The sequence below is a fragment of the Micromonospora sp. DSM 43699 genome (genome assembly GCF_055517075.1).
This window is the reverse complement of record NZ_JBTMMT010000021.1, coordinates 80,053-91,431: the sequence shown is the minus strand read 5'-3', so window position 1 is coordinate 91,431 and position 11,379 is coordinate 80,053. Positions and strand designations below refer to the sequence as shown.

General features: G+C 74.1%; 12 protein-coding genes. 8 read left to right on the top strand and 4 right to left on the bottom strand.

The annotated features are described in order from the left end of the window. Positions 1-32: 32 nt before the first annotated feature. Both hisN and AC0AIB_RS13820 read left to right on the top strand, forming a co-directional pair. Positions 33-851, top strand: a complete 819-nt coding sequence (gene hisN / locus AC0AIB_RS13825; protein ID WP_328343276.1) for a histidinol-phosphatase — start codon at positions 33-35, stop codon at positions 849-851. Between the two features lie 60 nt (positions 852-911). Next, positions 912-1,766: a hypothetical protein gene (locus AC0AIB_RS13820; protein ID WP_328349054.1), complete on the top strand. Its 855-nt coding sequence runs from the start codon at positions 912-914 to the stop codon at positions 1,764-1,766. Positions 1,767-1,770: 4 nt separating this feature from the next. Here the strand turns inward: AC0AIB_RS13820 and AC0AIB_RS13815 are convergent, their stop codons facing one another. Further along, positions 1,771-3,054, bottom strand: a complete 1,284-nt coding sequence (locus tag AC0AIB_RS13815; protein ID WP_328343274.1) for a glycosyltransferase — start codon at positions 3,052-3,054, stop codon at positions 1,771-1,773. A 204-nt stretch (positions 3,055-3,258) separates the two neighbouring features. On the opposite strand from AC0AIB_RS13815, the gene AC0AIB_RS13810 reads away from it, so the two are divergent. The 3 genes from AC0AIB_RS13810 to AC0AIB_RS13800 all read left to right on the top strand — a co-directional run bounded on the left by AC0AIB_RS13810 (position 3,259) and on the right by AC0AIB_RS13800 (position 4,872). After that, positions 3,259-3,432 (top strand): hypothetical protein, encoded by a 174-nt coding sequence (locus AC0AIB_RS13810; RefSeq protein ID WP_328343272.1) that lies wholly within the window; start codon positions 3,259-3,261, stop codon positions 3,430-3,432. Next, positions 3,429-4,226 (top strand): ATP-binding protein, encoded by a 798-nt coding sequence (locus AC0AIB_RS13805; protein ID WP_465096787.1) that lies wholly within the window; start codon positions 3,429-3,431, stop codon positions 4,224-4,226. The genes AC0AIB_RS13810 and AC0AIB_RS13805 overlap by 4 nt, the downstream gene beginning before the upstream one ends. Before the next feature lie 73 nt (positions 4,227-4,299). Then, complete coding sequence (locus AC0AIB_RS13800; RefSeq protein WP_328343268.1) at positions 4,300-4,872, top strand: DUF5709 domain-containing protein; 573 nt, start codon at positions 4,300-4,302, stop codon at positions 4,870-4,872. A 2-nt stretch (positions 4,873-4,874) separates the two neighbouring features. On the opposite strand, the gene AC0AIB_RS13795 is transcribed toward AC0AIB_RS13800, so the two are convergent. Further along, complete coding sequence (locus tag AC0AIB_RS13795) at positions 4,875-5,543, bottom strand: response regulator transcription factor (RefSeq protein ID WP_328349052.1); 669 nt, start codon at positions 5,541-5,543, stop codon at positions 4,875-4,877. Then, positions 5,540-6,685, bottom strand: a complete 1,146-nt coding sequence (macS, locus tag AC0AIB_RS13790) for a MacS family sensor histidine kinase (RefSeq protein WP_328343266.1) — start codon at positions 6,683-6,685, stop codon at positions 5,540-5,542. Before macS ends, AC0AIB_RS13795 begins: the two co-directional genes overlap by 4 nt. Positions 6,686-6,806: 121 nt before the next feature. Between macS and AC0AIB_RS13785 the strand changes: the two genes are divergently transcribed. Then, positions 6,807-7,241: an ATP-binding protein gene (locus AC0AIB_RS13785; protein ID WP_328343265.1), complete on the top strand. Its 435-nt coding sequence runs from the start codon at positions 6,807-6,809 to the stop codon at positions 7,239-7,241. A 90-nt stretch (positions 7,242-7,331) separates the two neighbouring features. On the opposite strand, the gene AC0AIB_RS13780 is transcribed toward AC0AIB_RS13785, so the two are convergent. Further along, the gene (locus AC0AIB_RS13780) at positions 7,332-8,270 is read right to left on the bottom strand and encodes a ribose-phosphate diphosphokinase (RefSeq protein ID WP_328343263.1); all 939 of its coding nucleotides are present in this window, start codon (positions 8,268-8,270) and stop codon (positions 7,332-7,334) included. 64 nt (positions 8,271-8,334) lie between these two features. Here AC0AIB_RS13780 and glpK point away from each other — a divergent pair, with 64 nt between their 5' ends. Both glpK and AC0AIB_RS13770 read left to right on the top strand, forming a co-directional pair. Then, the gene (gene glpK, locus AC0AIB_RS13775) at positions 8,335-9,819 is read left to right on the top strand and encodes a glycerol kinase GlpK (protein WP_465096786.1); all 1,485 of its coding nucleotides are present in this window, start codon (positions 8,335-8,337) and stop codon (positions 9,817-9,819) included. A 70-nt stretch (positions 9,820-9,889) separates the two neighbouring features. Then, positions 9,890-11,323, top strand: a complete 1,434-nt coding sequence (locus tag AC0AIB_RS13770; protein WP_328343259.1) for a hypothetical protein — start codon at positions 9,890-9,892, stop codon at positions 11,321-11,323. Positions 11,324-11,379 lie beyond the last annotated feature (56 nt).

The following is an 11,379-nucleotide window of genomic DNA, read 5'->3' as shown; positions in this document are numbered from 1 at the left end:
GGGTAAGGGGTGGGTGGGGTTAGGGTGCTGGGGTGACGGGGTATGCGGACGACATCGATCTTGCTCATCGGCTTGCGGATGCTGCGGACGCCATTTCGATGGACCGGTTCCGGGCGCTGGATCTGCGGGTGACGGCCAAGCCGGACCTGACTCCCGTCTCCGATGCGGACACCTCGGTGGAGCGGGCCATCCGGGCGTTGCTGGCCACCCACCGGCCGGACGACGGGCTGATCGGCGAGGAGTACGGCGAGCAGCCGGCGACCGGCCCGGACGACCGGCGCTGGGTGATCGACCCGATCGACGGCACCAAGAACTTCGTCCGGGGGGTGCCGGTCTGGGCCACCCTGATCGCGCTGCTGGAAGGGGATCGCCCGGTGGCCGGTCTGGTTTCCGCCCCGGCCCTGGGCCGGCGCTGGTGGGGGGCACCCGGCATCGGGGCGTACGCCGGCCCGGACGCCGCCTCCGGCGAACCGATCCGGGTCTCCGGGGTACGCGATCTCGCCGACGCCAGCTTCTGCTACTCGTCACTGACCGGTTGGGAGGCGGCCGGTGGGCTGGACGCGGTGCTCCAGTTGATGCGGGACACCTGGCGCAGCCGCGCGTACGGCGACTTCTACGGCTACATGTTGCTGGCCGAGGGGGCACTCGACGTGATGGTGGAGCCGGAGTTGTCGCTCTGGGACATTGCCGCGCTGGTGCCGATCGTGACCGCGGCGGGGGGCACCCTCACCACCCGGGACGGGGTTCCCGCCCCTGGTGGGAGGACGTCCGGTGAGATCAGTGCGATCGCCACCAACGGGCCGCTGCACGCCGAGGTCCTCTCCCGGCTGGGTCGGTCAGCCGCGCGCTGAACCCACGCAACCCCTTATCCTCGCCAGGTGGTGTCCTCCGGTTGGTGCTTCCTCGCGGCGATGATCGTCGCGTACGGCTTCGCCAACATGCTCCAGTCGGTCGCCGCCGCCCGGACGACCGTGCACCACACCTTCGACCCGGGGCTGCTGCTGCGGCTGGCCGGGCACCGGACGTACCTGATCGGGCTGCTCTGCCAGGTGATCGGCTTCGTGCTGGCCTTCCTGGCCCGCCGGGACCTGCCGTTGTTCCTGGTCCAGGCCAGCGTGGCGGCCGGGCTGGGGGTTACCGCCCTGCTCGGGGTGGTGGTGCTCAAGTGGCGGCTGCCCGCCGCCGAGGTGGCGCTGCTGGTGTTGCTCTTCGCCGGGATCACCGCGCTGGTGCTCTCCGCCCAGCCGGCCCCCTCGAAAGGGCTCGGTACCGCCGGCCTGATCGCGCTGACGGTGGCCCTCGGCGTGATCGGGCTGCTCGGTTTCTTCGCGGTACGCCTGCACGGGGCACCCGGTTCGGTGGCCCTCGGCTCACTGGCCGGGCTGGCGTTCTCCGCCGCCGCGGTGGCCGCCCGGCCGCTCGCCTCCGCCCCGTCGGCCGAGGCGTTCGTCCGGGATCCGCTGCTCTACCTGCTGATCGTCCACTCGCTGGTGGGTCAGCTGCTGCTCGGTCTGGCCATGCAGCGCGGCTCCACCACGGCCGCCGTCGCCGCGATGGACGCCGCCGGAGCGGTGCCCGCCGCGATCGTCGGCCTGCTGCTGCTCGACGACAAGATCTGGCCGGGCCGGGAGTGGTTGGCCGCCGTCGGCTTCCTGATCACCCTCGCCTCGGTGATCGGGCTCACCCGGTACGCCGCACCCCAGCACCACCATTCGGTGACCCGGACCCGGGAACGCGCCATGGTGGGCGCGGTCCCCCACACCTGACCGTTCAGACCCCGACCGGGCCGGTGGTCGTCTCCTCGACCGCAGCGTCGACGTCGCCCTCGACCGGCACCGTGTCGGGCACCTCGACGGCCACCTCGGCCGGTGCTCGCCGGCCCACCACCCGCTCGTAGAGCCGTTCCAACGCGCCGGCCGTCCGCTCCCAGGTGTAGCTGCACCGGACCCGGTCCACCGCGGCGTGCCCGTACGCGAACCGCCCGGCGTTGTCGGCGAGCAGCCGGCGCAGCGTCATGCCCAGCGTCCGGACGTCGCCCGGGGGGACCAGCCGGCCGGTGACCTCGTCGACCACCGCGTCGGCGATCCCGCCCATGGCATAGCCGACCACCGGCACCCCGCAGGCCATCGCCTCCAGCGACACCCGCCCTGCGGAGGAGTAGTGCGGGGTGCAGGCCACCACGTCGGCGGAGCGGTACCAGGTCGCCAGTTGATCGTGCGGCACCGCGCCGACCAGGATGACCTGGTCGGCGACCCCGGTGCGCTCGGCCAGGTCCCGCAGCCGCCGGGCCTCCGCGTGGGTGGCCAACTGGTCCGCCGGCGGTCCCCCGGCGATCACCAGTTCCGCGTCGCCGACCAGCCGCATCGCCCGGATCAGGTCGTCCTGACCGTGCCCGGGGGAGAGCCCGCCGACGGAGAGGATGCGGGCCCGCTGGTCCCGGGGGGCCGCCTCGCCGTCGGGATGGAACCGCTCGACGTCCACCCCGGTCGGCACCATCGCCACCGAGGTGCGTTGCAGCCCCATCCGGGTCAGCTCGTCGACCTCGTCGTTGCACTGGGCGACGGCGACGTCCACCGCCCGGGTGAGCGCCCGCTCCAGCGGTATCCGCTCACCGGGGCCGTCGTACTGCCGGCCGAGGTGACGCCGTTGTTCGACGCCGAGCGAGTGGAAGGTCTGCACCACCGGAATATCCGTTTCGCGGACTGCGTGTGCGGCGGCCAGACCACCGAGCCAGTAGTGACCGTGCACCACCTCGGGCGTCCACTCCCCGGCCCAGCGGTCGGCCAACCAGCTACCGAACTCGGGGACGAACGGGACGAGTTCGGCGGTGGCGGTGGGCCGGGCCGGGCCGACGGGCACCCGTTCCACCCGGTAGCCGTCGATCTCCACGCTCGCCGGCAGGGCCGGGTCTTCGCGCCGCTCGTACAGCCGGACGTCGTGGCCGCGCCCGGCCAGCTCGCCGGCGACCCGGGCGACGTGCTCGTGGGTGCCGACGGGCGGTCCTTCCGCGTGCCGGGACGGCCCGGCGTGCGCGCAGACGAGGCCGATGCGCATGGTGCACCTCCAGGCGATCTGCGAGGGGTGGGCTTCCGGTCAGAGCGTCCCATTAACCTGCGTCCGACGAGCCGAAACCTCGCAGATCGGAAGCGGTCAGCGACTGCCGGGGCCGTGGTGACCAGCGCCCGACGCCCGGTCGGATCAGGAATCCCATGGCCGTGCTTCGGCATGACCCGGTCCGGTGGGGGGTACCGACCAGGGATGCCGACGACCCGCATCACCGCCGAGGCCACCGTGGTGGTCACCGGCGCCTCCGGCGGGATCGACGCCACCCCCGCGCGCCCCGTCCCCCGGCCCGGCGTCGCCGTGGGCACCGCCGCAGCCGTGGGCACGACCATCGCGCCGGGTCGACCCGGACGGGCTGGCCCACGATGAGCGGCACCGAACGGCCGACCCGTCCCGGGCCCGGCACTCCCGCGCCGGTCCGTCCACCGACGCCGGGTTGCCGGGTGGTGGTCGACGACTCCTCGGCGCTGGTCCGGCTCAGCGGGGTGTGGGAACCGACCGACGCCGACCGGGTGCGCGACGCCCTGCTCGCCCGTCTCGGCGACCGGCCCGGTCCGATCGTGGTCGACCTCACCGAGCTGCGGTGCGTCGGGGCGTCCGTCGGCCGGCTGCTGACCGAGGTACGCCAGGCGGTGTCCGGCTGGCCCGCCGCCGACCTGCTGGTGGTCGACCCGGCCGGCACTGTCACCGGGGCCGCCGAGGCGGAGTCGGTGGTCTACCCTGACCCCGCCGAGGCGACGGCCGCGCTGGCCCGTACGCCGCTGGCGGCGGTGTTGACCGAGGAGCTGATGCCGGCGGTCGGGGCTGCCCGGCGGGCACGGCAACTGGTCGCCGACGGCTGCGAGCGGTGGCGGATGCCGGAGCTGACCGAACCGGCCTGCATCGCGGTCACCGAGATGGTCAACAACGTGGTGGCGCACGCGTCCACCCCGATGACGTTGCGGCTTGCCCCGGGCGCCGGCACCCTGCATCTGGCCGTCCGGGACCACTCGCGGCAACAGCCGAGGTACGCGGGCCTGGCCCCGCTCACCTCGGCCGGTGGCCGGGGGCTGCTGTTGATCGACACGGTGGCCCGACGCTGGGGCAGCACCCTGCTCCCGGACGGCAAGGTGATCTGGTGCGTACTGCACACCGAGGACGAGTCGCACTGGCACCACGACTGATTCCTGCCTTTTCGTCCCGATCCGGGGAGCGGGACCCGGTTAACCGGCCCATGGCAGTGGGTAGTGATCAGCCATGCGCGACGACGAGTTCCCGACCCCCGTGTCCGACCCCGAGGCGCTCGGCCTGCCCGACACCGCCGACGACGACTCGACCGCCAACGACGACGTGCTGACCGGCCGCGAGGCGGACGGCCCGGACCCGGCGCAGCTGCCCGGCGACCGGACCCCGGTGGCCGTCGACGACTTCGGCACCACCGCCGAGGAGCAGCTCGACGGGGAGTCGCTCGACTACAAGCTCGACCGCGAGCAGTACGAGCGGCGGGCCGACGACCCGCTGGCCGGCCCGGTGGACCCGGACATCGCCGCCGAGGCGGAGAACGAGGAGGCCGCCGCGCAGGCCCAACTCGACGCCGACGTGCTGGACCCGGGCCCGACCTCCGACCCGGACTCCCCGGTCTCGATCTACGACCACGGTCAGCTCGGCACGGTTGCCGACGCGCAGGTGGGCCGCCTGGTCGAACCGGACGAGGGGGCCCGCACCGACCAGGAGACCGACAACGTCGCGTACGACGCGGGCGCGGCCGGCGGCGGCGCGAGCGCCGAGGAGCTGGCCGTCCACGAGACCCGGCCGCCCGAGGCGCACTGACCTCAGTCGTCCAGGCCCCGCTCGATCGCGTAGCGGGTCAGCTCCACCCGGTTGTGCAGTTGGAGCTTGCCCAGCGTGTTCTGCACGTGGTTCTGCACGGTGCGGTGGGACAGCCCGAGCCGCCCGGCGATCTGCTTGTAGGACAGCCCCTTGGCCACCAGCCGCAGCACCTCGGTCTCCCGTTCGGTGAGCCGGGGTGCCGCGTCGGGCCGACCGTCGGCGGTCCCGTCGGTCGGGGGGTCGGCGGCCAGCCGCCGGTACTCGCCCAGCACCAGACCGGCCAGGCCGGGGGTGAAGACCGGCTCACCGGCGGCGGTGCGGCGCACCGCGTCCAGGAACTCCGCCGGGGCCGCCGACTTCAGCAGGTAGCCGGTGGCCCCGGCCTTCACCGCGTCCAGCACGCCCTGCTGCTCGCCGCTCGCCGACAGCATCAGCACCCGGACCCGGGGCAGCGCGGCCCGCAGCCCGTGGATCACCGCCACCCCGGAGATGTCAGGCAACTGCAGGTCGAGCACCACCACGTCGGGTCGGGCGGCGGCGGCCACCCGGACCGCCTGGCGGCCCTCGCCGCTGGTCGCCACCACCAGGTGCCCGGCCTCGGTGAGGTCGCGGGCCACCCCCTCCCGCCACATCGGGTGGTCGTCGACCACCATCACCCGTACCCCGGTCATCGGTTCCCCGCCCATCGGTCGCTCCTCGGCACCATCAGTTCGATCTCGGTGCCCTCCCCCGGCGTCGAGACGATCCGCGCCTCGCCACCCAGATCGGCGAGGCGGCCCCGGATGGCCTGGGCCACCCCCAGCCGACCCTGTCGGGCCGCCTCGACCAGTCGGCCCGCCGGGATGCCCGGACCGGCGTCGCGCACCGACACGGTCACCGTGGCCCCCTCGTCCTCGACCAGCACCCAGGCCCGCCCGTCGGCGTGCCGCCGCACGTTGTCCAGCGCCGCCGCGGTCGCGGCGGCCACCTCCCGGGCCACCGACGCCGGCAGCGGCACCGGGGTCGCGGGCGCGGAGACCTGCACCGCCTCCGAGGCGTACCCGGCCAGCAGGGACCGCAGGTCCGCCTCGCCGACCGGGTCGGCCGGCGACGCCGGCGACGCCCCGGAGATCAACGCGCGCAGCGCCACCTCCTGCCGACCGGCGAGCCGGGCCAACTCACCGGCCTCCCCGTCCAGGTGGGCACCGCGCCGTTGGACCAGCGCCAGCACCTGGAGCACCGAGTCGTGGATGTCCCGGGCCAACCGCTCCCGTTCCCGGGTCGCCGCCTCCAGCTCCACCGCCCGCTGCAACCGCTCCTCGGCGGCCACCGCCAGCCGGGCCACGTGCCCCACCACCAGCCCGGCGAGCAGCAGCAGGATCACCCCGGTCAGCGAGGACGGGCCGATCCGGCCCCGGGTGGCCAGGTCCGTGCCGCCGACGAGCAGGGCGGCCACCGTGCCGCGCCGCCGCCCACCGGAGACCGCCCAGGCCAGCACCGGCCCGGCCAGCCAGGCCACGGCCAGGGCCGGTACGCCGGCCGCCAGCGCCGGGCGGCCCACCACCCACGGCGTGACGGCCAGGATCAGCAGGACCACACCGAGGTCGGCAGAGAGCAGCGGCCAACCCCGGTTGGCCGGCCGGGCGTAGCCGACCGCGGTCACCCCGGACCAGGCCAGCATCACCAGCAGCGCACCCCCGGCGGCGAACGGGTGGGCGTACCGGTCGGCGTCGCGCAGGACCAGCAGCCCGACGTACGCCAGCGAGGCGAAGCGGAAGACCGCGACGGAACGCCAGAGCGGAACCTCGAAACCACCCGACGGGGACGACGGCATGGCCGCCACGATGCCACAACCGCCCCGGTCACCCGCCGGACCGGCCGCTACGGCATGAACAACCCTGACGTACGGTAGAAACAGCGCGAAAGACTCCGAGATCGCTGTCGGGACAGGCCCCATGACGAACGCAGAACTTCCCACACCGCGTACGGTGGTGCCCATCGAACCTTCCCTTCTCATCGCCGAGGCGTTCGACCAGGCACAGGTGACCGAGCTGAGGCACTCGGTCAGCTCCTGTGCGCACTCGGCCGGACTGGCCGGTCAGCGACTCGACGACTTCGTGCTGGCCGTCAACGAGCTGATCACCAACGCCGTCCGGCACGGCGGCGGCAAGGGCTGGTTACGGCTCTGGCGACGCCCCGGCGAGCTGGTCTGCGAGGTCTCCGACCACGGCGACGGCCTCAGCGAGCACCAGCTCCACGACCGCAGCCGACCCGCCCCCGACACCGCGGGCGGCTGGGGGCTCTGGTTGGCCCGGGAGCTCAGCGACGCGATGGAGGTCGAGAGCGGCGCGGCCGGCACCACGGTCCGGATCAGCGCCGCCGTCGGCTGAACCGGTTCGATGTGCGTGAGGCGGACGACCCCACGCTCCGCCGAGCCCGCACCGCCGGACGCCCGGCCCGCACCGCCGACGGGCGGCCGGTCAGCTGAACAGGGCGCTCACCGACTCGCCGTTGTGGATCCGGCGCATCGCCTCGGCCAGCGCCGGGGCCACCGAGAGCACCTCCAGCTTCGGCACCCGCTTCTCCTTCGGGATCGGCACCGTGTTGGTGCAGACGATCTCGCATACCCCGTCGGTGGCGCTGAGCCGCTCCAACGCACCGCTGGAGAACAGGCCATGGGTACAGGCCAGCCGGATCGAGCGGACGTTGCGCTCCCGCAGGTGGGCGATCAACTCGATCACCGTGCTGCCCTTGGCGATCTCGTCGTCCAACACGATCACGTCCCGGTCGGCCACCTCGCCGATCACCGTGCTGATGGTGACCCGGTCGTCGCTGAACCGCTGCTTGGCCCCCGCCGCGACGGGGGTGCCGAGCATCCGGGCGAACGCCGCCGCCTCCTTGGCGTTGCCCAGGTCCGGTGAGACCACCACCGTGTTGCCCAGGTCGTGCCCCCGGAAGTGGGCGGCCAGCTCGCGCAGGGCGTGCAGGTGGTCGACCGGGACGCTGAAGAAGCCGTGCACCTGCGGCGAGTGCAGGGTCATCGCCAGCACCCGCTGGGCGCCTGCCGAGGTGAGCAGGTCGGCCACCAACCGGGCACCGATGGAGATGCGCGGGGCGTCCTTCTTGTCCGACCGCGCGTACGCGTAGTGCGGCAGCACCACGGTGATCCGCCCGGCCGACGCTCCCCGGGCGGCGTCGATCATGAGCAGCAGCTCGACCAGGTGCTCCTGGACCGGGGGCACCAGGGGTTGGATCAGGAAGACGTCCCGCTCGCGGCAGTTCGCCTGCAACTGCACCTCCAGGCAGTCGTTGGCGAACCGGGACACCCGCACCGGGTGCAGCGGCACCCCGAGGTGGGCACAGATCTCGGCGGCGAGGTCGGGATGGGCGGTTCCACTGAACACGGCGATGTCGCGCACGTCTGGAGATCGTACGGAGTCGCGACGGTTCTCCGGGGCGTACCCGGCCGGGTACGGTGCCGAAATGACCGGAGAGTACGTCGCCGCCATCGACCAGGGCACCACCTCGTCGCGGTGCATCGTCTTCGACCGGGCCGGTGAGATCGTCGCCGTCGCCCAACGCGAGCACCGGCAGATATTCCCCCGGCCCGGCTGGGTGGAGCACGACGCCGAGGAGATCTGGGCCAACGTCGAACGGGTGGTCCGCGACGCGCTGGCCGCCGCCGGCACCGGCCCGGAGGGACTGGCCGCGGTCGGCATCACCAACCAGCGGGAGACGACCGTGGTCTGGGACCGGGCGACCGGCCGACCGGTCGCCAACGCGATCGTCTGGCAGGACACCCGCACCGGCCCGCTGCTGCGCGAGCTGGCCGGGTCGTACGGCGAGGAGAAGCTGCGCGCCCGCACCGGGCTCACCCTGGCCACCTACTTCGCCGGCCCGAAGCTGCGCTGGCTGCTCGACCACGTCGACGGGCTGCGCGGGCGCGCCGAGCGGGGCGAGGTGCTGTTCGGCACCATGGACAGCTGGCTGATCTGGAACCTGACCGGCCGGCACGTCACCGACGTCACCAACGCCAGCCGGACCATGCTGATGAGCCTGGAGACCCTCGACTGGGACCGGGAACTGCTCGACGCGCTGCGCATCCCGGCCGGGGTGCTGCCGCAGATCCGCAGCTCGGCGGAGGTCTACGGGACCGCCCACGGGGTGCTCGCCGGGGTGCCGGTGGCCAGCGCGCTCGGCGACCAGCAGGCCGCCCTGTTCGGGCAGACCTGCTTCCAGCCGGGCGAGGCGAAGTGCACCTACGGCACCGGCAGCTTCCTGCTGCTCAACACCGGGGCCAGCCCGGTGCCGTCCACCCACGGGCTGCTGACCACGGTGGCCTACCGGATCGAGGGCCAGCCGGCCGCGTACGCACTGGAGGGGGCGATCGCGGTGACCGGGTCGTTGGTGCAGTGGCTGCGGGACAACCTCGGGCTGATCTCGTCGGCCGCCGAGGTCGAGGAGCTGGCCGCCACGGTGGACGACAACGGCGGCTGCTACGTGGTGCCGGCCTTCTCCGGGCTGTTCGCGCCACACTGGCGTAGCGACGCCCGGGGGGTGATCGCCGGGCTGACCGGTTACATCACCAAGGGGCACCTGGCCCGGGCAGCGCTGGAGGCGTCGGCCTGGCAGACCCGGGAGGTGGTCGACGCGATGAACGCCGACTCCGACGTGGCGCTGCGCCGGCTGCGGGTGGACGGTGGGATGACCGCCAACGGCCTGCTGATGCAGTTCCTCGCCGACGTGCTGGAGGTGCCTGTGGTCCGCTCCCGGATCACCGAGACCACCTGCCTCGGCGCGGCGTACGCGGCCGGTCTGGCGGTCGGCTTCTGGCCGGACCTGGCCACCCTGCGCGCCCAGTGGCGCTCCGACGCGCAGTGGGAGTCCCGGATGGATCCGGCGGACCGGCAGCGGGAACTGGGCCGGTGGCGCAAGGCGGTCGCCCGCACGCTCGACTGGGTCGACTGACCGGCCGGCGGCCCGTCGGTCGATCGGTCCGCGCCGCCCGGACCGATACCATCGACCGGGGGGATGCCACATGCAGACAGTCGGTCCGTACGCGCTGCACCGGAAGCTGAGTTCGTGCGAGCTGGGCGAGGTCTGGGCCGCGAGGGACACCGCCGAGCGGCCGTTCACCGTGGCCGTGCTCGCCCCGGCCGCCGCCGAGGGCGGCTGGCGGGAGGCGTTCGCCGCGGCGGCCAACACGCTGGCCCGCTCGGACGGCCTGCCGATCACCGGGGCCAACCACACCGGCCCGGTCCCCTGGGTGGCCTGCGCCGCCGAGCAGGGTGCGGGGGCCGCGCACGTCTTCCTCGCGCTGGGCCAGCGCCTCACCCCGGCCGAGGAGCCCCCGGCCGGGGCCGGTCGACAGCGGGTCGGCCCGCCCGGCGAGCCCACCCCGGCGAGCGGGGCGGCCGACGCGGGACCGACGAGCCGGCTGGTCGACGCGGGACCGGCGAGCGGCCCGCCGGCCGGGGGTCCCGGCGGTGGCGCGACCCGTCCCACGACGGACGGATCGGTCACGCCGACGGTTGCGGCCCCCTCCGCCGGGCCGACCACCGACGGTGCCGTGCCACCGACAGTCGCGCTCCACCCGTCGGGGTCCACCTCCCCGGGCCAGCGACCGGGTCAGCGGCCGACCGCCCCACACCAGGCGATGCCGAATCCGCAGCAGGCAGCCCCGCACCAGGCGATGCCGTACCCGCACCAACCGGCCGGGCAGCGACCCGTGCCCGCCGGGTACCCGACGACCCCCGCTCCGTATCCGCCGGTCGCGGCGCGCAGCCAGGGTCGTGCCGTGCTGTGGTCGGTGCTTGTGGCGCTGGTCGCGGCGGCGGTCGGCGCGGCCGGTGGGTTCGGCGTCGCCGGTCGGTCGGCCGACGGTCCGCTGACGGTCGCCGGCCCGGCCAGCGCGACCCCGAGTGCCGATCCGGGGCTGCCTGGCACGCCGCCGCGCCGGCCGGGCGTGGAGCCACCGGTCGGCGGCGGTTGGCCGACCGCCGCGCCCACCTTCGCCGGCACCGACCCGACCCGGGAGATCACCGGCCTGGCCGGGGTCGACTTCAGCTTCCGGGTGCCCACCGGGTGGAACTGCACCGAGGCCGCCCGCACCAGCGGTTCGGCGCACTACCGGTGCGGCGTCCCCGCCGCCGACGGGTCGATCATCGGGGGCGATCTGGTCGTCCGGCAGTGCCCCCGGCTCTGCACCGACGAGCGCCGCACCGCGCTGCGCCGGCAGGAGGAGGCATGGGGTCTGCAATGGGTACGCAGCGGCGAGTTCACCACCTGGGCGGAGACCACCAGGGTGGACGGTGCGCCACGCTACGGCCTGGTCTACCTCTCCTACTGGCGCAGTGTGCCGGAGGACGCGATCGACAGGCAGTTGGTGCTCCGGATGACCGCACCCCTGGACCGGGCGGACGAGGTACGCAAGGTGGCCGCCTCGGTACGCGCCGCCACCTTCACCATCTGACGCGGGGGCGAGACCTCCTCAGGTCGACCGGTACCCTTCGACCGGGCGTCGACGAC